At 50.3% G+C, this 21,719-nt stretch carries 14 protein-coding genes; 11 read left to right on the top strand and 3 right to left on the bottom strand.

What is annotated here, in order from left to right:
• Positions 1-75: 75 nt before the first annotated feature.
• On the bottom strand, positions 76-1,287 hold the full coding sequence (locus tag MHI48_RS24840) for a YheC/YheD family protein (RefSeq protein WP_342744283.1): 1,212 nt from the start codon (positions 1,285-1,287) through the stop codon (positions 76-78).
• Positions 1,288-1,721: 434 nt separating this feature from the next.
• Between MHI48_RS24840 and MHI48_RS24835 the strand changes: the two genes are divergently transcribed.
• A complete protein-coding gene (locus MHI48_RS24835; protein WP_405142092.1) occupies positions 1,722-6,917 on the top strand; it encodes a WIAG-tail domain in 5,196 nt (1,731 codons plus the stop codon).
• A gap of 170 nt (positions 6,918-7,087) precedes the next feature.
• Here the strand turns inward: MHI48_RS24835 and MHI48_RS24830 are convergent, their stop codons facing one another.
• Both MHI48_RS24830 and MHI48_RS24825 read right to left on the bottom strand, forming a co-directional pair.
• On the bottom strand, positions 7,088-8,653 hold the full coding sequence (locus MHI48_RS24830; protein ID WP_076329020.1) for a M4 family metallopeptidase: 1,566 nt from the start codon (positions 8,651-8,653) through the stop codon (positions 7,088-7,090).
• A 44-nt stretch (positions 8,654-8,697) separates the two neighbouring features.
• On the bottom strand, positions 8,698-8,970 hold the full coding sequence (locus tag MHI48_RS24825) for a hypothetical protein (RefSeq protein ID WP_143781469.1): 273 nt from the start codon (positions 8,968-8,970) through the stop codon (positions 8,698-8,700).
• 451 nt (positions 8,971-9,421) lie between these two features.
• Between MHI48_RS24825 and MHI48_RS24820 the strand changes: the two genes are divergently transcribed.
• The 10 genes from MHI48_RS24820 (at position 9,422) to MHI48_RS24775 (ending at position 21,685) form a co-directional block, all read left to right on the top strand.
• Positions 9,422-10,378 (top strand): glycosyltransferase, encoded by a 957-nt coding sequence (locus MHI48_RS24820; RefSeq protein WP_051449921.1) that lies wholly within the window; start codon positions 9,422-9,424, stop codon positions 10,376-10,378.
• A 41-nt stretch (positions 10,379-10,419) separates the two neighbouring features.
• Entirely contained in the window at positions 10,420-11,532 is a 1,113-nt protein-coding gene (locus tag MHI48_RS24815; protein ID WP_179086548.1) for a glycosyltransferase family A protein, read from the top strand.
• Positions 11,532-12,305, top strand: a complete 774-nt coding sequence (locus tag MHI48_RS24810) for a glycosyltransferase family 2 protein (RefSeq protein ID WP_047841258.1) — start codon at positions 11,532-11,534, stop codon at positions 12,303-12,305. The genes MHI48_RS24815 and MHI48_RS24810 overlap by 1 nt, the downstream gene beginning before the upstream one ends.
• On the top strand, positions 12,302-13,033 hold the full coding sequence (locus tag MHI48_RS24805; RefSeq protein WP_076329021.1) for a sugar phosphate nucleotidyltransferase: 732 nt from the start codon (positions 12,302-12,304) through the stop codon (positions 13,031-13,033). The genes MHI48_RS24810 and MHI48_RS24805 overlap by 4 nt, the downstream gene beginning before the upstream one ends.
• A gap of 901 nt (positions 13,034-13,934) precedes the next feature.
• Positions 13,935-14,582 carry a GT-D fold domain-containing glycosyltransferase gene (locus MHI48_RS24800; protein ID WP_245838402.1) on the top strand — a complete coding sequence of 216 codons (648 nt, stop codon included), beginning with the start codon at positions 13,935-13,937 and terminating at the stop codon, positions 14,580-14,582.
• Positions 14,583-14,648: 66 nt separating this feature from the next.
• Positions 14,649-16,376, top strand: coding sequence for a glycosyltransferase family 2 protein (locus MHI48_RS24795; protein ID WP_179086549.1), 1,728 nt, complete (start codon positions 14,649-14,651; stop codon positions 16,374-16,376).
• 353 nt (positions 16,377-16,729) lie between these two features.
• Positions 16,730-17,008 (top strand): glutaredoxin family protein, encoded by a 279-nt coding sequence (locus tag MHI48_RS24790; protein WP_036605813.1) that lies wholly within the window; start codon positions 16,730-16,732, stop codon positions 17,006-17,008.
• 323 nt (positions 17,009-17,331) lie between these two features.
• Positions 17,332-18,675: an LLM class flavin-dependent oxidoreductase gene (locus tag MHI48_RS24785; RefSeq protein WP_076329022.1), complete on the top strand. Its 1,344-nt coding sequence runs from the start codon at positions 17,332-17,334 to the stop codon at positions 18,673-18,675.
• Positions 18,676-18,847: 172 nt separating this feature from the next.
• On the top strand, positions 18,848-20,491 hold the full coding sequence (locus tag MHI48_RS24780; RefSeq protein WP_076329023.1) for an ABC transporter substrate-binding protein: 1,644 nt from the start codon (positions 18,848-18,850) through the stop codon (positions 20,489-20,491).
• Positions 20,492-20,752: 261 nt separating this feature from the next.
• Positions 20,753-21,685 (top strand): ABC transporter permease, encoded by a 933-nt coding sequence (locus MHI48_RS24775; protein ID WP_036605816.1) that lies wholly within the window; start codon positions 20,753-20,755, stop codon positions 21,683-21,685.
• The last annotated feature ends 34 nt before the right edge of the window (positions 21,686-21,719 follow it).

The following is a 21,719-nucleotide window of genomic DNA, read 5'->3' as shown; positions in this document are numbered from 1 at the left end:
CTTAGGGTTAATGCGAACTTCAAGGCCGGCAAGACCGGCCGTTCTGCATAATATTGACACAGAATGCACACGAAATCAATATAGTCTCCTATCGTATGTCTGCGGTTGTCTCGGAATTCTTGAATTCTGTTCCAGCAGCAGACGCCCATAAGCCATCGGTTTGCTGTACGTTGCCTTCCAGTGTTCCGACATTCCCGCCTTGCGAAAACCGTAACGCTGATCCCGTCCATTGCATTCAATAAAATAGATCTGGCCGCTGCGCGTTATCCCGAGATCAAGACCCAGATCAGCCAGATGTGGCAGACTGGCCGCCAGGTTCTGAGCAATCCGAAGTGCAACGAGTCCGATTCTGTATTCCAGTCGAGCCAAGTCGAAGCCAGATTCCCCTAATCCAAGGGCCTCTGCGAGCTTCATGACTTTACCGCCCTGGGCGATATTGCTGACAAACGTATGGGCAGGAGCCGCTTTGGCAAACATGCCTGTTATTCCCCAGAGACCATCGCCGCCACGTTGTACAGATACCCGCAAATCTACTGGCCTGCCCTCATAACGTACCAGTGGGATACGCTCTTCAATGAGGTAAGCATGGCGAAAGATCCGCCTTAGGGTGGCGGAAGGAAGCTGTCCTTTGCTCAATCGGAAGGTAGCCCACCCTTTGCGTGCCGCCTTCGTCTCACACGTTAGTTTCCACTGTCCATCTCGCTCGAAGACTCGCATAATCCCATGACCGATGCTACCGCTGCATGGTTTGATGACGAGGTCATCATATTGTTGCATCATATAGGCCAGAGACTCTGGCGTAGCTTTAACTGCATGGGGCAAGTGTTCTCGCAAGGCGGGGTCCTGCTGAAGCATGTCATGAATGTGATCTTTACGGTACCGGTTGCGAACGTTGAATACCTGAATACCCTGCAACATCAGCTTGGTAATCTGATGCTGTTCCGTCCGGCGAAGCTGGAGTGAGCGGTTATGAATGACGGAGGGCAGTGGCATGCGCTCGCGAACATATCTGCCTTCTTTTTTTACATAGGCAAGACATGTTTTTTGATCCGAATCGATATCTTCCAGCCTCAAAAAGCAGGGGGTTAATCCATAACTGGCCGCTGCCTGTTCATAATTCGCGAGTGATTCCTGACCGGTCCTTCCGGCCGGTATCCCCCGGTACATGCGTGAATCGAACATAATGCCGATCGTTTCTTGGAGCATGACCGTTCCTCCTTCGATGTTATCGCGACCATGGATCGTCCATTCATGGAATGCCGGCCTGTCACCGCATGGCTCAGACATCGCGATAACGCAGACCGGTGTGTAAGATGCATCGCCAAGCACTAGTGCTTGCTCAAGGCGTGTCTAAAACTCTGAAGGAAGCAGGTTTTGCCGAATCTTCGTTCCAAGCAAGGAGGTTTTCCGCAGGCGTGCCGGGGCACGGCTAGGGAAAGTGACACAGCAGGGGGCGAAAAGACGGTGAAAGATGCACTTCAGCGAGTTTTCAGACACGACCTAGATATAATATCCTATGACATGACTGGGACGGGGGCGTGGACAGCCGCCTTTCCTCTGCAGCCCTGACACGCCTATTTCCACGAAGATCATCGAACCTTCCTGTCTTGACGCCTGTACATTCGTACTCTGGAATCCGCAAAAGTCATAAATGAAGTGGCAGATGCCCATATGGAAGCATATGATGCCGGAGACGAACGTTAGAGGAAGGAGCAAGCTGCATGAGTAAAAATGGCAAAAAGAAGGTTCCGACGCCGAAACTGCGGCATGTGAGCCCGAAATACAAGGAATTGGAACTGACTGATCGCCGGGCAGACAAGATGAACTCAGGTTTCACTGTGAATAGGGAAGAACGCTTGAATACGAATAAAAGGGATTCGAGAGTTGTTCAGGAGTCGGAAGAATTCCTATTCGACTCAATGGAGCTACCTGCTTCAACAAACGAGCTGGAAGAGTTAGAGATCGAAGCCGAAATCAAGCCGGAACCCGTAGAGTCTGATAGCAAGGAAATCGAGACAGAAGATAGCTCGGATAAGCAGATTCAGGTTAGCAGCGTGGCTCCGCTTGTTCTGGAAGAAGAGGTGGGTATCATCAAGCAAGAAACAACAAACAAGGACCGGCTGCAGATCCTGAACCAGAACCAGATGCCGGGTCATACCGGACATTACATCTACACGGACGACTTGAGTGAATTTGCTGTTACGGAGAGCAAGTTGGCTCCTTTCTCTGTAGATGCCTCCAAGCTGAAACCGGATGCGGTCGGCAGTGAAGCATTGCAGGATTATGCGGTGACCAGCATTCACATTGCAGACGGGGCCATTGTTTCAGCGAAACTTGCGGAAGCGTCTGTATCTGAGGAGCACCTGATTGACGGTTCTGTGTCTGGTCACAAAATACGAAATGCTTCTATTGCAGGCGAGAAAATCAGAGATGGCAGTATTACTTCTCAGAAGCTTGGCAACCAGGCCATCGATTCGGCCAAAATTGCCGACGGTTCCATCAGCACAAGACATCTCAGCCGCATGCTGGTAACGGAAGAATTAATCAAGAATCATGCCGTAACTGGAGACAAGATCGCGATTAGCGGGGTGGATACAAGGCATCTCACGGGAGGAGCTGTGAATACCTCCAAACTGGCTGACGATGCAGTGACTACAACCAAAATTCGTGAGGCTGCTGTCACAGGCAGCAAAATCGAAGAACACTCCATCGAGTCTCACCATATTCAGGCAGGTGCTGTTAAACAGACACATCTGGCAGAAGGGTCTGTCGGTCGTTCACAACTATTAAATGGCAGTATTGGAAGTGACCAGATAGAGGATGGATCCATACAAACAAGACATTTAGCTGAGGGTTCACTAACTGGAAGACATCTGCTGGACGGTTCAATCGGATCAAGTCAGATTCGAGCTCATTCCGTTGGCAAGGAGCAGATTGGTAATGGAGAAGTGGGCAGTGAGCATTTGACAGAAGGTGCAGTAACCAGTAGCAAACTGGCAGACCAGTCTGTCGGAACAGCAAAATTGCTGGAGCAGTCCATTACGGCATCCAAGATCTCTGATCAGAGCGTCATTTCTTCCAAAATTGCGGATGAAGCCGTACAGGGTAAACATCTTGCCAAAGGGTCCATTCGTGCGGAACACATTGCAAATCGGGGAATTACGCCGGTACATGTGGACAATTCCGCAATTCACTCTATTCACATTGCAAGTGGAAGCATCGAGGCAGCTCATCTATCTGCCGGAAGTGTGTCCGGAGACGCTCTTGCAGACGACGTGGTGTGTGAGCGGCATCTTGCAGAGTCGGCCGTGGGTACGTATGAATTGCAGGATGCTGCCGTTACAGACGTTAAACTTGCGGATGGAAGTGTGACAACAGAAAAGCTTGGAACGGCATCGGTGAGTAGCAGAGCGCTTGCCCCGGGAAGTGTTATATCCTCGCATCTTGCGAGTGGTGGAGTCACAGGGACACATCTGGCTCCAGGCAGCGTGGGTTCCGAGGCCCTGAGACCTTATGCAGTGAAATCGGAACACTTGACAGAACATGCCGTAGGTGTACCTCATCTTCAGCCGGGCAGTGTTGAAACGGATGCGATTGCACGGGCCGCGGTCACAACAGACAAATTGGCTATTGATAGTGTAACTTCAGCCCAGCTGGCTGGCGGGTCCATTTTTCCGCCTCATCTAACAGATCATGCGGTTACCTCCCCCAAGCTCTCACCAGAAAGTGTTGCCACAGCTAAACTGGCGGATTTTGCTGTCACGTCAGCTAAACTGGCAGACGGCAGCGTGACTTCTTCCAAAATTATGGCAGAGAGCATTAACGCCAAACATATTCCAGCAGGAACCATCCGCGGATATCACCTGAAGCAGCATGCCGTTTCACTGGAACATTTGTCGGAAGAAATACGCTCGCCGGAATTATTTGCTGATGGCAGTATTACCGGCAACAAACTTCAACATGGCTCCATAAGTGCGGACCATTTGACAGCAGACTCGGTATCCGGGACAGAACTGCAACAGGCTGCTGTAGGTAGCGAGCACTTGCAGCCATCCGTTGTACAATCCGTCCATCTGGCTGAAGGCAGCGTGAAATCTGACCATTTGGGGACTCAAGTAGTGAGCTCACAGCATCTGAAGCCAGACATCATTCATGAGGAGCATATTGCTGAACAGGTGGTCACATCGCATCACTTGGCACCTGGATCTGTCGAAACAGACCATCTGGCACCTTTATCCATTACAGCGGCTCACCTTCAGCCAGGTTTGATCAGTGGTTTGCATCTTCAGGCAGAGTCGACAAGTGCTGTTCACCTACAGCAAGGAGCTGTGCATTCCCGTCATATTCAAGATGGTGAAATTCTTCCTCATCATATCCATGAACGCAGCATCGGAACATCTCATCTGGAAGAAGAAGCGGTAAGTACGATTATTTTGCAGGATGAATCTGTAACACGCTCCAAACTAGCAACGGGTAGTGTGGATGGCAGCAAATTAGCCGCAGAAAGCGTATCGGCTACTCACATTGCCAATGAAAGTGTGCAAACCCGTCATATCCAAGAAGGCGCAATCCTTGCTGATCATATTCAAGAGTGCAGTATTGGCTCAGTTCATCTGGATGAGGAGTCTGTAAGTGCAGTTCATTTGCAAAATGGATCTGTAACAAGTGCCAAACTGGCGGATGGCAGTATCAACGGCAGCAAATTGCTTGAAGGAACCGTATCGGGGGTTCATATTGCGTCCGAAAGTGTGCAAACCGGGCATATTCAGGCTGGGGCCATTCATGCTGACCATATTCAGGAGCGGAGCATCGGCACAACCCATCTGGAGGAGGAAGCAGTAAGTGCGATTCACCTGCAAAATGGATCTGTCATCAGTGCCAAACTGGCCGACGGCAGTGTAACCGGCAGCAAGTTGATCGAAGATGCGGTGTCGGGAATCCATATCGCTTCTGAAAGTGTGCAATCCCGCCATATCCAGGCAGGAGTAATCCTTGCTGACCATATTCAGGAACACAGCATTGGCATGCTTCACTTGGAACAGGAAGCAGTAAGTGCCATTCATCTGCAAAATGGATCTGTAACAAGTACCAAGTTGGCCGACGGCAGTGTAACCGGCAGCAAGTTGCTCGAAGGAGCAGTATCAGATATCCACATTGCAGACGATAGTGTGCAATCCAGTAAGATTCAGGCAGGAGCCATTCATGCTGATCATATTCAAGAGCGGAGCATCGGCACAGCACATTTGGAAGAGGAGTCTGTAAGTGCCATTCATTTGCAAAATGGATCTGTAACGAGTGCCAAACTGGCGGATGGCAGTATAACTGGCAGCAAGTTACTCGAAGGTACGGTATCCGGGATTCATATCGCATCGGAAAGTGTGCAATCCGGGCATATTCAGGCAGGAGCTATTCATGCTGGTCATATTCAGGAGCGAAGCATAGGCACAGCCCATCTGGAAGAGGAAGCCGTAAGTGCGGTTCATCTGCAAAATGGGTCCGTAACAAGTGCCAAATTGGCTGACAGTAGCATTAGTGGCAGCAAATTGCTCGAAGATACTGTATTGGGGAGCCATATTGCGTCGGAAAGTGTGCAAACTCGCCATATCCAGGCAGGAGCGATCCTTGCTGATCATATTCAGGAGCACAGCATTGGTACGTTCCATCTGGAAGAGGAAGCAATAAGTGCGGTTCATCTGCAAAATGAATCTGTAACGAGTGCCAAACTGGCGGATGGCAGTGTGAGCAGCGACAAACTGCTTGAAGATGCGGTGTCGGATGTCCATATTGCCAATGGAAGTGTGCAATCCCGTCATATCCAAGAGAAAGCCATACATGCTGACCATATTCAAGAGCGAAGCATTGGGATCTCCCACCTCAAAGCCGAATCGGTAAGTTCGATTCATCTGCACAATGGTTCCATAACAAGTGCCAAAATGGCTGACGGCAGTGTAAACGGTAATAAATTGCTTGAAGGTGCGGTATCGGCTATCCACATAGCCGACAAAAGTGTGCAAACTCGTCATATCCAGGATGGAACCATTCTTGCTGATCATATTCAGGAACGCAGTATTCGCACAACTCATCTGGAAGAGGAAGCAGTAAGCGGGATTCATCTGCAAAATGGGTCTGTCACCAGTGCCAAATTGGCCGATGGCAGCGTGAACGGCAGCAAACTGAGTGAGCAGAGTATTACCTCTAATCATTTGAATGCGGGGATTGTAGGTCCAGCGCATCTGAGCGAAGAGATATGGAATGCGATTCGTCAGTTCAGTGGAGAAACGCTGGAGCAGCTGGCAGCTATCAAAAGACAAGAGGGATTGCTTCAATCAGAAAATGAGGTTGTACAGCAATCACAGCAGGTAATCGTCGAGGCATTACCGAGTGCTGGTCTGGAGCAACAACAAGAGCTGGTATCCCAAACAGATCAGCTTGGCGAACTACCGGCAGCTTTGTTCACAACAGAGCCGGCAGAACAGGCTCAGCAACCACAGCTAGAACAGTCACAGGAGATCGCTGGAACTACGGAGTTTATGTTAAGTGAACAATCGATTAAACAGGAGCATCTGTGTGATGATGCCGTGGGCAGCAACCAGTTGCAATCGGGGGCAGTTCAGGTCAAACATCTGGCCTTTCAGCCCGTTCGCAGCGTAAGCAAACAACCGGTTGTACAACAATTCGGGATGGAAGCTTTTGTACTGCCAGAGAGTGAAGTATGCACAGAGGTAACTGTTGTTTTTGAAGAATCATTTGCTTCAGAACATTATGTGATTGTGGGCATGAGTAATGATCGGGGATTCCAGATTTCCCTGCTCTCGCAGAGTGAGGATGAAGCGGTTCTTGAAGTGTCACGTACGGCAGATTGCAAGCATACGTACGGATTGTTGTCATGGATTGCTGCGGGACCTTCGCAAGGATAGTGCAGGATTGTATCCGTAATAAACAAATGACAAAAGCGGTGTCCAGAGTTGTCCGGGACACCGCTTTTGATTGATATCAGCTTAATCCGTTCGGACGGTGAGGGGTGTCTGAACGTTTTGTTACCATTATGAAGAGTACATTATAAGTTCAATTACAATAAAATAAGATTTTACAGGCCTACAGCTTGATATGCTTTGGTAATAGCAGTAGCTTCAGCGGAAGTTGCTCCGTACAGATCTTTGGCTGCTTGAATGGTAGCTGTTTTGGCAGCGGCAAATTTGGACGTTGGTGTCAGGTAGTTCACCAGTGTGCTGTAGAAAATCTGGATCGCTTTATCCCGACCGATTCCGGTAACAGTCACACCATTATGTGTTCCGCCTTGAGCAGCAAGGAAATAGGCTTTATTGATGATACCACTGTTGATATGGACACCGCCGTTGTCCTGTGAGCCTGTGTAGCGATCGCTGTATTTGTCAGGTTGACCATACAATGTAGGGTTGGAGAGGGAGCGCAGAGCATCTCCTGGAGTGTTAGGTGTGTAGATATCATCACCGAGCAGCCAGTTTTTGCTTTGGATCGTATTACCGAAAATATCGGCAAAGGCTTCATTGAGTGCGCCTGGTTCATTGCGATATTCCAGGTTGGCTGTATATTCAATAACACCATGCGTCAATTCATGGCCCACAACATCCAGATCACCTGACAGGGATCGGAACATCGTTCCATCGCCGTCACCAAAGACAATCTGTGCCCCGTTCCAGAAGGCGTTATTGTAATTGGAGCCGTAGTGCACGGTTGATCTGATCAACAATCCGTTACCATTAATACCGTTACGGTTGAATTTGTTTTTGTAGAAATCATACGTAGCAGCCGCATGAGCGTGAGCATCTACACCTGCACGATCGGTCCATACATTATCCGAATCCGTGAGCAAGCTACCAGGCAGTGAGGAGCCATTGTTCGCCGTGTACGTTTGGATGCCATTGCCGCGAGTGGTGTCTTTCAGTTGGAAGGTGCTGCCGGATTGGGTGGTTGTCAGGGTTTTGGTATCTCCAAGCACACCTGTACCTGTTCCAGTAGCAAAGTTAATGAGGTCAAACTGGGATACGATACTGCCATCCACTGCGTTAATGAAATATTTGGTCCGTAGAGGGGCAGGTTCCAGTACGTTTACTTCCGTAATGTAAACCAGATACGTCTGTCCATCTTCTTCATGATGGTAGATGTTCAATTCAGCTTGAGGTGTGATTTCCGCGGCACCAAGCTCTCCAATCCGGGAGGTTGCTTCTTCGGTTGCAATACGGATCGCGTCTTCTCCGCTGATCTCGGCTACACCATCATTCGGAATGGCCTGCTCTTCAATCGGTGGAAGATCGCCAAGTGCGGAGCTCACGGCTCCGGTTTTGTCCAGGTGGACCGTCTGTTCTGCACCATAAACCGGGATACCTTTAATATACTGTTTCAGGCGGAAGTGTCTTACGCCAGATGTATCTGTGTTTCTTTTGACAATTTTGAGCTGGGATTTCACATCGGAATTCAGGAATTGTTCCTGCTGTCCGAGGTAATTAAAGATAGTGTCATCTGTTCCACTGTTCAATGGAATACCCTCCTCAGAGGCATAAGGGGCCTGAAGTAGAATGGATTGATCAGACACTGGAGCTGCAGTAGCAGAGGACACGGAAGCGAGCAAAAGAGCTCCTCCAAGAATTGTTGGCATAACTTTGGCAAATTTCATAGTAAACTCTCCCATTCTTAAACTTATTTTTGGTTGGAAAATGTTCATGCCAGTCTCGGTTGGAATTCCGTCTGCAACTTGGGCAGCGCGGAGCGTGGGGCTAGACCTGAAGCGTGGAATGAGACAAGAAACGATTGGAACAAAATCGGCTTGGCCTTAGCTCGGGAAGTGTTAAGCACGACACCAAACAAAAAGGATAACCGTTTATTCAGTTCAACCCGAAGGTTGAATCGTCTATTGTGTTCCTCTTTCAGAAAGCCGGGGGTTGTCCAATTGCGCAGGTAGAAGATACGTTCACGGAAAACTGGGGTGTTCAATCCGGGTTTACGTAAATGACAAAGGCAGTGTGTTCTGAACGGCATCACTCCTCTCAAGAGTAGAATGTATCTGCTTAACAAGATCTGTGAATGAGGTCATAATCTAATCAACCTAAGGTCAATAAATTGATTTAAAAAATATAGGGGAACTTATGTTCACCACAAGGTTATTTTTGTAAATAAAACTGCTTGGAACGTATATTATCACAATGTAAAACTTTGGAAAAGATACAATTTTAGATTTTTGTTAAATTTGTGTCTGAAGTAGGGGAGAGGTAGCGTTTTTCACATATTTTGACGTATTTTGTCTAAAAGAAAGGCCTGTACCCTCGTGTTCACAGGGAGAACCTGCTTAGTGCAAGGACAAACGCCGTTTCCACTGCTCCACGAATACATAGAATAACGTGTACTCCCTTGGCATGCCGATGATCGAATGCGGGAGGTGAAACTGTTGCGCAAAACCCGTACCACAGCACGTTATGCAACCCGATCCAATGTGACACGAAGAAAAACAGTGCTGAAGAAACGAAGATGGAAGTCTGGACACAAAAAGGGTACAAAGGCCTATACGTTCGTTATTCCATCCAAACAGCTGATGTTACAGGCTAAGGATGGAGGAGAGAATGGAGCGGAAAATGGCATGAGTGATGCTCCTTCACACAGAGATGTTTCTCAGGGACCGATGCTCTCGGTCATTATCCCTGCTATGAATGAGGAGAAAAGGATTGGTGCAGTTGTCCGTGAAGCGCTGCGGATATGCCGTGATGCTGAAGTGCTTGTCGTTGTGAATGGTTCAACAGACGGTACGGCAAACGCAGCCAAACGGGCTGGAGCACGAGTGCTCACGTATGCCGAAGCACTGGGGCATGATGGAGGACGAAAAGTAGGCGCAGCGGAGGCGCGCGGTCAGGTATTGTTATTTACTGATGCAGATATCGCAATTCCCGCAGAGCACCTTGCACCTTACGTGAAGGCTGTGCTGAAGGGAACGGATGTGGCGCTTAACGACTACCATGGGCCGGTCACTCATCATCCCGTTCATCCGGTAGTGGAGGCCAAACACATGTTGAACAGCATACTCGCAAGATCCGATCTCCGGGGGGCATCCATGACAGCAATTCCACATGCAATAAGCCGAAAAGGGCTTGAGGTCATGGGGATATCCTCACTGGAAGTTCCGCCACTCGCACAAGCGAAGGCAGTGATCGGAGGACTTCGGGTACGCGCTGTTCATCACGTACCTGTGGGTAGAATGAATGCAGTACGAATCAAGAAGCGAAGCGGACCTGATCTGCTAAGTCAAGTGGTACTGAATGATCATATGGCAGCGATTAAGTGGATTACGGATACGCTCGGTCCCCGCGGAGGTTATACCGATCTGCAACGTGTTCGCAACCTGGCGAGGTAAGCATGTCGCATCGGATGATGCAGCATGCTGGAGGTGAGGAAATGAAGGGACGTTCAGGGGTTGTCCGCCGCAGGCGGACAACAAGTAGACCAACGACAGCAGGAAGAACAGTAATGAACAAGCGTCATAGGAACAAGAAACATGTAGATATTCAAAAAAAAAGAAGAAGCCGAGCAAAGTCTGGCCCAGTAAATCTGCACTTGATGTGGAAAGCGGGGCAAGTTGCAGGAAGCGAGGCAAAGGCAAACAACACAGTATCAGAAGAACATGCACGTCTCGTATGGAATGCACACGCGTCAAACGTTGCGGAGCTAAGCAATTTCGAGCTAGCTCTGAAGGCAGGTAAGGCATTTATGCAAGGTTATGCTCAGGCCTCGGGACATTCATTCCAGATCGTGCCACTACCTCTTCGTCATTCGGCTGCTGCCATTGTCTGTGCCTGTAATGAAGAACACACACTGGGGCAGGTGTTATTGCAACTAAAGCGGTTGCCTCTGACGGATATTATTGTGGTACTGAATGGAACGACAGATGACAGTTTGAAGCAGGTACTAAGGCAGCCGGGACTTACAGTAATCTATGAACCGGATCGGGCAGGACATGATGTGGGCCGGGCACTTGGAGCCAAGATGACGGATGCGGAGACGGTACTTTTTGTGGATGGAGATATGGTCGTATCGGCTGAACAGCTTGCACCCTTTCTGTTCGCGGTTGATCGGGGACAGGATGTGGCGTTGAATAATTTGACGTCTTTGCTGCCTGCGTTTGCAGGGCAGGATGAGGTAAGCCGGATCAAAGCATATCTGAACCGAACATTAGGCAGGGCAGATCTGGGTTCCAATTCCATGACAGCCGTGCCTCATGCATTATCTCGTCGTATGATTCAGACCGTGAAGCCAGCATCACTGGCCGTTCCACCTAAGGCACAAAGTCTAGCTATTCAGCATGGAATGAACGTCTCGGCACCAAGTCAGGTGGATGTTATTCGTTCCAATCGGTTGCGTCCTGGTAACACGGGAAGTGGGAATGATGTCGCCAAATTGATCATCGGAGATCATCTGGAGGCACTGGCTACATTGCTGGGTACAGGTTGGAATCCAGCCCAGGCACATACACTCTCCCGTGTAGAAGTCGCTTACAGGAGGAACGCCTAATGACACTGACGAGTATGATTATCCCAACTTACAATGGGCTGGATCTGATCAGGCCCTGCATCGATGCCATACGTCAATACTCGGGCGATCCTGCGTCATATGAAATTATCGTGGTAGATAACGGTTCGACGGATGGAACGGCTGAATATTGTGCGCTGGAGCGAATTCGATTTGTAAGGTTCCCGGACAATCGGGGGTTTCCGGCAGCGTGTAACGCTGGACTTCGTGCAGCTTGCGGGGATGAGTTGTTGCTGTTGAACAATGATGTTACGGTCACGCCCCGTTGGCTGGAGAACCTGCGAACGGCTCTGTACAGTGACGCAAGTATTGGAATCACGGGTCCTGTTACGAATTATGCAAGCGGCATCCAGCAGATTAAACTGCAGTTTCGGGACATGGAACATTTTCAGGAGTTGGCCAATTCCAATAATGTTGCGGATTCTTCAAGGTGGAGGGAAGTACGCCGGATCGTCGGTCTGTGCATGCTGATGAAACGAGATGTCGTGGAATCGGTTGGACTGCTTGACGAGGCATATTCTCCGGGACACTATGAGGATGACGATTATTGTTATAGAGCAAGATTGCAGGGATATCGCCTGCTGGTATGTGGAGATGTTCTCGTGCACCATCAGGGAAGTGCCAGCTTCCAGAAGACAGATCCGGTAGCGTGGAAACAGCTGCTTGAGCGTAATCGTTCGATTTTTATGAACAAATGGCATGTCGATCCGCTTGAATATATGGACATATCCGATGAAGGAGGGAACGTGGAATGAAAGGTGTAATTCTTGCCGGCGGAACAGGAACTAGACTGTATCCGCTGACCCGGCTCATTAACAAACATCTGCTTCCAGTCGGTAAACATCCGATGATTATGTATGGCATCGACAGGCTCCGCCAGGCAGGCATTGATGAACTATTGATTGTAATCAACAAACATTCGGCCGGGTTATATACAGAGTATCTTGGTGGGGGAGCGGATCATGGGGTCAAGTTGACTTATCGCATTCAGGAAAAGGCAGGCGGGATTGCGGAAGCGTTGGATCTGGCGACCACTTTTATCCTTCCTGGCGAAAAATTCGTTGTGCTTCTCGGTGATAATCTCTTCAGCGATGATCTGAAGCCTTATGTGGATCGTTACATGCAGCAACCTGCTGGTACAGCACGAGTTCTGCTCAAAGAGGTGGATGATGCACGACGTTACGGGGTGCCTGTTTTTGATTCAAAGCATCCAGAGCGAATCTCGTACATTGAGGAGAAGCCAAGCCACCCGAAAACCTCTTATTGTGTGACGGGCATATACATGTATGACGATCATGTATTTAACCTGATTCGCAACATTGCGCCGTCTGCGCGTGGAGAACTTGAAATTACGGATGTGAATAATCACTACGCGTCTGCTGGCGGACTGGAATACGACATTTTGCAGAAATACTGGAGTGATGCAGGTACATTTGAATCGCTCCAGGAAGCAGCTGTCCGTATGAAAGGACAATTGCCCTAAAATATATGCGACTGATGCTGCCGCTGTGCGGTGCCCCATGGGAGCAGAACACTCTGCGCCGGAGCTGGAAGGATGCTCCGGCGCTTTGCGCAGCGACAATCCTCGTGCATGCCAAAGGAGGGAATGGCGTGAGAGTAGTGACACGCACCGGGGCCGCTAAGGCCTCCGTGTCGGGTAAGCCCCGGGGCATCCACCCGGCCGTATTTATGGGCAGTGGCACTCCGGCAGCAGCAGGTACAGGGTCTGCTGGGGTCAGAGGTGTGAAGTCAGGGAAACGGAGTACCCCGATCAAAGCGGGTACATCTGCCGGCGCATCGCATAAGGCTGCTGCAAGGAAAGCGAGCAGCACAGGCAGTGTTGTTGGCAGAGCAGGCAAAGCTGGGTCTGCGGGCGCGAGCAGAGCGGCAAGAGCCAGCCGCATCTGCAAAGGCAAAGCCGGCCTGCGCCGGGCCACTGCTGGGCGCAGGCCTGCATCAGCGCGGGGCCGGCGTGCCGCTGCCCGCGCCAAGCAGCGCACGGCGATGCGCCGTGCGCCCTTGCCAGCACCGCAAGCCAGCACGCCACCGGCGATGCCTGCCAGCGGTGTGCTGGCCCCGCCCCGCGCCAGGCGACACACCCGAAGGGTGTCGCCCCCGCAGGGCGGGGAGGCGCTGCCGGCGCGAAGGCGGGCAGCGCGAAGGGCTTGCCGCCTCCGCCCGCGGAGCACGCAGTGCAGGCGGAGGCTGTGCCCGGCGGCTACGCCGAGGGCTACCGCGACGGCGTATTCGCCGGCGGGGAGGCGCTGGTGGCGCAGCACATCCCGCCGGATCACATTCTGCCTGCCGTGGCGGCGGCAGATCTGATCGCGGCGGGATTCCGCCAATACGCGCCCAGCCTGGCCCGGCTGTCCAGCCCGCATGAGATGGCTGGACACATCACGGCGGCGCTGGATGCGCAGCGCCCCTTGTCTGTCGTTCGCCTCGGAGATGGCGAACTGCTCACGCTGGCAGCCGATACGGTGCTGCCAGGCCACGAAGTGCAGGAGCTGGCACCGTTTCTGCCCTATGCAGGGGTGCCATGCTCAACCCCCGACATCCGCGCGATGCTTGCGGAAGCCATACAGGCCGCCGACTGGGTTGGCGTGCCGATCTCGCGGGCACCGACATTCCAGGGGCTGTTATTCCCGGTATTGCGCCACTTCGGGATCGACTGGTCCCGGTTGAAATTGACCAGCTCCACGATCAATTACAGTCTGCATCAGTCCGGCCTGGTGTTGCCCTTACTGCAAGGACGGCGGGTTCTGCTCATAGGCAGCCAGGCACCAGAGCTTGCGGCACTGCTGCATAACCGGGGGATTCATGTCACAGGCATCATTGGTTCTGTGGCGGGAGTCATGGATATTCCAAAGGTGATGCAGCAAACCGCAGAACATGCTTTTGATATCGCGTTGGTGGCGGCGGGAATTCCGGCGGTCATTCTGTGTCGGCGAATTGCAGGTGAACTCGGCAAGGTCGCTCTGGATTTTGGACATTTGGCTGACAAACTGGTAACAGGAGAGCTTCAACTCTAGTGGACCGTCCGGGGGCTGGTTATGTGCGTGTTGGCCTCACGGACAAGTGGAAATGGAGGGAGCAACATGAACACACCCGATCAACAGCGCGGGGAAGGACGTCATGGTCGTAACAACAAGGTTAATGCTCGAAATGTTGTCCGTCGAAAAGGTCACAGTCATCACAACATCACTCCAAATATCAGCACTCACAGTGACAACAGCCGCAGTGAAAACAACAGGAATGGCAGCATAAGCAGCGAAAAAAAAGCGGCCTGCCGTGCCACACAACACGATGTCTCGCGATCTGACATGGCAGTCCTGCATGCAGCAGGTCGTCGCTCAATACGGAAATCCAGACGTAAAGGCAAAAGCAGGCGCACACCCAAAGGCGCCAGGCTCTACAAACAGGGGTATACCAGAGGATACAACGAAGGTGTCCGCCAGGGACAGAGCTCGTTTGGTCTTGTTTTTGAAGGAGTTAGCATCATTATCCCCACGTACAATCAGCGGGAGTATGTGCTGCAATGTGTGTCCAGTATCGAGAAACATACCCCTGCCCCTTTCGAAATCATTGTTGTGGATAATGCCTCCAAGGATGGAACTGCCGAGGCCATGCTCCGCAAAGGCGGCATGGTGAGGGTGGCATCCCTGGATAAGAACCGGGGGTTTGCCGGAGGTGTCAATCATGGGCTGATGATGGCGAGAGGACGACATATCATCGTGTTGAACAACGATACGCTCGTTACTCCAGGCTGGCTGGATAACATGATGACTTGTCTTGCCAGTGATCCGAAGATTGGTGTAGTGGGTCCGGTGACCAACTATATTGGCGGGGATCAGCAGATTCAGGTTCCGTACCGTGAGGTAGAAGAGATGTGGCCTTTTGCCGCCACACATAATCGTCCGGATGCAGACAAACATCGAATAACCGATCGCCTGGTCGGATTCTGCTGGCTGTTCTCACGGGAGCTGCTGGAACGGGTAGGTTATCTGGACGAAGGGTACGCGGTGGGCAATTTCGAAGATGATGACTGGATCATTCGGGTGAAGCTGGCAGGATACCAGCTTGCGGTAGCCGGGGATGCTTTTATCCACCACTTCGGAAGTGTCAGTATGAAAGCCTTGGGTGAGCAAGACTTTGCTGTAGTGAATAAGGATAACGAGCAGTTTTATAGCCAAAAGTGGGGAGATCCCCATGCGCTGGTTGCCGAAACCTCCCGCTTGGCTAGACAACAAACCTCTGGTACCCCATCCGGTCAACAAGAGGAGGGTGACACAAACCCAATGGATCCGCGTCAGCGAATCTCAACGCAGGGCAGCCAAGATCCAGCATTACAGTTCAGACACAGTTATGACTTCTACCCGGAAGGTTCGTTCCTGTCCGATGCCAAAGGAGAGGTCTATACTTTAACTGGCGGTCGGCGGCGTAAGTTGAACATCCCTGTACCGCGTGGAATATCTCCTGTTCAGGTTGCCAAACCGGACCTGCTCGCCATTCCTGCCGGAGAAGCACTGATATCAGCGGGGGACGTGCAAAGATGGCCGAGGGAATCACAACAGGTGCATACGACAGCGGTTCATGGTTCTCACAATGGCTGGGCAGAAGGAAGTATTGTTGCCGCAGTGGATGCACCCGAGATTCGATATCAGATCAGCGGAGACAAGCGGAGACGATTTGTTTCGGTCTATGCGGCAGAACGTTGGGGTGTACATTCTGGGAATATAATCAGCGTGTCTGCGGACCAACTGAATTCGATGGAAGAAGGCTGGCCCATTATCGCCCCACCTCAACTCTTGAACCCAGATCTGTAATGTCAGGCGATCTGTTTATGCGAATCAGCAGCATGATGCGGAATGGAAAATGTAGCGGTACCCTGTGTAATCGCTCTGATTCATTCCGCATCCGAATATTACATATGAGTTGGTAGCTAGACTACTGAAGCAATAGCGATTCATTCCTGTAAAATAAGCCATCTTTCAAATTTATAATTTAATCTTTCTATTTGGTTATAGGTTTATTCTATTAGCAGATCCATTGACGCAGGAAGGGCACAGGAGTACATTTAGAGCCATAATTCTTATTTAACAGATAGGAATTGAAGGTCTAGGGCGTTCATATTCAATCGCCCAGATCTTGATCTTAAAACTAATCAGGAGGTATGTCGATGTCATCATCAACCAAAAAAGTCGTGCTGTGGAGCAAAACAGGCTGTCATTTCTGCGGGGAAGTGAAAGCATTTCTGACAGAGCGAAACCAGCCTTTTGAGAACATTGAAGTGCAGGGCAATGACGTGCTGCGTGATGTGCTTGAAGCAAAATATGGCATTCGGCATGTACCCGTTATTGAAGTGGGAGGGGACGGCAAGTTTGAAGCCTTGCTGGAACCTGATCTGGAGAAGCTGGCTGAACTTCTGGCACGAGCGGACGAAGCGGCAGCAGTCTAACGGGAGTTGATATATACCTTTGGAGCAAGCCGTTCCGGTTGCTGCATGATGCAAGATCGCATTTGTACAGCAGCCGGAACGTTCAATAAGTTATAGCTCTCTTGGGATGTAAATGGTCTTATTTACATCTTCAATGTTCATATAGAAAAAATCTATTAGTCACGCTGTTGACCCTTTTACGGGGCAGTGATAAGATTTGTGAAATTAAAACAAACCAAACTCATAGGAATAGTTAACTTTTAAGTTATTTCGCATACGTAATCAGTTCAGTTGGCCCTTGATCATTCTTTTGAAGATTCTAATCCAAGGAAGGCGGAGTGCATATGACAGCGAAACGCAGTTTGAAATTTGGAGCCATTATTCATGGGGTTGGAGGAAGCAACACCACATGGAGACACCCGGAGGTTCTGTCGGATGCCAGCGTTAACTTTGGATTCTACAAACGTCAGGCACTGAAAGCGGAGGAAGGCAAGTTCGATCTGGTCTTTATCGCAGACGGTCTGTATATTACCGAGAAATCCATTCCGCATTTCCTCAATCGCTTCGAACCAATCAGTATCCTCTCCGCTTTGGCTGCCGTTACTTCACATATTGGACTGGTAGGCACCCTCTCGACATCCTATAGTGATCCGTTCACCGTAGCCAGACAGTTCGGTTCCCTCGATCAGATCAGTGATGGCCGTGCAGGCTGGAACGTCGTGACTTCTCCGCTGGAAGGTACAGCGAAGAACTATAGTAAGATCAGTCACCCTTCGCATCCGGAACGTTATCGCATTGCCGCAGAATATTTACAGGTAACCAAAGGGTTGTGGGACTCTTGGGAAGATGATGCTTTTGTAAGAGACAAAGAGAGCGGCGTATTCTTCGATCCATCCAAGCTGCACACCCTTAATCATGAAGGAGAGTTTTTCTCCGTACAAGGCCCGCTTAACATTGCGCGCTCACGACAAGGACAGCCGGTGATTTTCCAGGCAGGTTCATCGGAAGATGGCAAAACGCTGGCGGCGCAAGAAGCGGATGCTGTCTTTACCGGACACGATACGATTGAAGATGCACAGGCATTTTATAAGGATGTGAAAACACGGGCGGCTTCCTATGGACGTTCTGCACAGGATATTGTTATTCTGCCAGGCATCAATCCTATTGTTGGACAGACCGAAGAGGAAGCGGAACAGAAGTATCAGGAGATCGCAAGCCTGGTTACCATTGATAAAGCGCTGGATTATCTGGGACGTTTCTTCGAACACCATGATTTCTCCCAATATCCGCTGGATGAACCGTTCCCGGAGCTGAATGGCATTGGAAGCAACAGCTTCCGCAGTGGAACTGACAAGATCAAGAAGGATGCCAAAGAGCAAGGATTGACCTTGCGTGAAGTGGCTCTGCGGGCAGCAACACCGCGCAGCAAATTCCTGGGCACACCGGAGCAGGTTGCTGACAAGATTCAGGAATGGTTCGAGACGGAAGCGGCGGATGGTTTCATTATTGCTTCGGAGCTGCCAAGTGGATTGTCTGATTTTGTGGAACTGGTTGTTCCGATTCTGCAAGAACGCGGTCTGTATCGTACGGACTATGAATACGATACATTGCGAGGTAACCTTGGGGTACAGATTCCGGTTAACCGTTATACGGCTGCGAAGAAGCAAGTTGTATCTGATTTGGCATAACGGATAGGGAGCGAACGAGCATTTGATTTTGTCTGGCTGTTTTCTCCAACCGGTAATAAAATCAATTACTACGTTTCGTACTGCTTTAAAACCGACTTAACTCATAGGATATATAGAGTATTGGTATAAACATCAATTTAATGACACCTGTATACACAGAGGGGGAAGCGATATGAACAGGTCTATCTCATGGATGAAATATATGGCATTGGCAGCAGTATTGGTGATGGTATTATCCGGTTGCGGAGCGGCGGGAGGCAGCGCGAACAGTACGGCACAGGCATCAGGCGGGGGGCAGGCCGGGCAAGCTGAAGGAGGCAACCTGACTTTTGCACTCGCCACTTCACCGGATACGCTTGACCCTCATCGTAGTGGGCTTGCCGTAACGGTGCGTGCCATCCGGACGATCTACGACAATCTGGTCGTGCAGCTACCTGATGGTTCCATCAAACCTTGGCTTGCCACGGAATGGAGCGTATCCAAAGACGGCAAAAGTTATACGTTCAAGCTGCGTGAAGGCGTGAAGTTCCATGATGGTACACCGTTTAATGCGGAAGCCGTGAAGTACAATTTGGACCGGGTGATTGATCCGGCCACCAAAGCTGCCAATTCTCTGGCCCTGATTAGACCCTATAGCTCCTCTGAAGTCATTGATGAATATACCATCAAGGTAAATCTGGAATCACCATCGCAAGCCTTTCTTGGCAACTTGAGCCAGGCACTTCTGGGGATCGTATCCCCTACAGCTGCTCAAAAATATAGTGACCAGCTAGGTAAAAATCCGGTGGGCACAGGTCCGTATACCTTTGTGAAATGGGATGAAAATGCGGATATCGTCGTTGCCAAAAACAAGGATTACAACTGGGGACCTGAGACGGTTGAAAATAAAGCCGCACCCCATGTGGATACGATCACATTCAAGATTGTACCGGAAGAAGCAACGCGTATCGGAAGTGTACAGAGTAGTCAGGTACTCGCTGCCGAGACGGTTCCACCGCAGAATATCGCTGCATTGAAAAACGATCCGAACCAGCAATTGTTACAGGCCAATACGGTTGGACTGCCGTACACACTCTTTTTCAATCTGCGCAAAGCGCCTTGGGATGATGTGAAAGTAAGGCAGGCAGTACAATCCGCCGTAGATGTGGAATCGATTGTCAAAACATTGTATCTGGGCAACTACGAACGTGCGTGGTCCGCACTGTCTCCTGGAATCCTGGGTTATAATGCATCGCTGGAAGGTAGCATTAACCCGGACATCAACAAAGCCAATCAGCTGCTCGATGAACAAGGCTGGGTGAAAGGCGCTGACGGTATTCGTGCCAAAGACGGCCAGAAACTGACCCTGCGTTATGTCGATGGTTCGCCCAATCGGGAGAAACGCAATGACATTGCCGCCATTATCCAACAACAGTTGAAACAGGTTGGCATTGCCGTTGAAGTCGAGATTACAAAAGATATCGCAACAGTCATCTATCAGAACTGGGATTATGATCTCTATGGCAACAGTCAGGTCAATTCTGATCCCAATGCCTTGTACGCTTTCTACCATACGAGTGCAGAGGGCGAGCGTCCCACATTGTCCGGTTTGTCTGATCCAAAGATCGATGAACTGTTAGAGCAGGGAGCGGTCGAGACGGATCCTGATAAACGTGTTCAGATCTACAATCAAATCCAGCAATACCTGATTGAGCAAGCGGTAATTCTGCCGATCTATGTATTCCCGTATACCGTCGCTGCATCCAAAAAGGTCGAAGGCATCAAGTTTGATTCATTAGGTTATCCACTCTTTAACGACGTCCGCATTCAGCCCTAACAGAGGTTGTTCAAAAAGTCCACTTTTGATTACGAGTCATGCCTAATGGCATGATCAGCATCGAATATGAAATTCAGCCGAAATAAGCGGGGGGCTTACGAAGGATGTTTCCTTCGGAAACATTTCAGTTGCTCACGTAGTTTCCTACGCTCCGCTACTCCATTTCTAGCTTCATTCCATCTTCTCGGTACTGAAAACTGGTCTTTTTGAACACGCACTATAGGAACGGCCAATCCAGATTGAGGAAGGAGATATCCCGGTATGGTTCAAACGATACTGTCACGACTCGCAACATCGCTTCTGGTTATTTTCGGAGCTTCGGTGCTGGTGTACTGCATCATGTATCTTCTGCCGGGTGATCCGGTTCTGCTCATGCTGGACCCGTCCTCGGCTACCCCGGAGATGATCGAGAATCTGCGGGTTCAGCTTGGACTGGATCAGCCGTTTTACATCCAGTTTGCGAACTATTTCGGTGATATGCTGCGTGGGGATTTCGGCAAATCAATGATCAATTCGGATCCGGTATTGCCCAAAATCCTGGAACATTTTCCAGCGACACTGGCTTTGACCGCACTCAGTTCAATCATTGCCATCACGATTGGAATTACACTTGGTGTATTGTCTGCGATTCATCGCAATGGCGTGATTGATTTCGTTGCCCGGCTCGTTGGACTGTTTGGCATTTCCATGCCAACCTTCTGGACGGGGATATTGCTCATCCTGTTATTTTCAGTACAGCTTGGCTGGTTCCCAGCGATGGGGTCCGACGGGTTCAGCTCACTGGTTCTTCCAGCAGCCACGCTGGGTCTTGTGGGTGCAGGGTTTATCGTACGGATGGTGCGTAACAGCATGCTGGAAGTGATCAATGAACCGTTTATCGTAGCGTTACGGGCCAAAGGACTTTCGGAACGTGCCATCATGTATGGTCATGCACTGCGTAATGCGCTTATTCCTGCAGTAACGGTAATCGGCATGCTGATCGGTGATCTGCTTGCGGGAACCGTTGTGGTGGAGACCGTCTTCTCTAGACAGGGGATCGGCCGAATTATTGCGGATGCGCTAATGGCCAAGGATCTGCCAGTGGTGCAAGGCGTTGTTTTCTTTACATCCATTATCTATGTGGTCTTGAACCTGCTGGTGGATATCTCGTATTCGTACATTGATCCCCGGGTTCGGCGTGCAGTCCGCACATGATGACAGCTGGAACAGTCAGAAGTGTCCTGACGCG

Source organism: Paenibacillus sp. FSL H7-0942, from assembly GCF_045040715.1.
GTDB classification, from domain to species: domain Bacteria; phylum Bacillota; class Bacilli; order Paenibacillales; family Paenibacillaceae; genus Paenibacillus; species Paenibacillus amylolyticus.
This window is presented reverse-complemented; position numbering and strand designations above follow the sequence as displayed.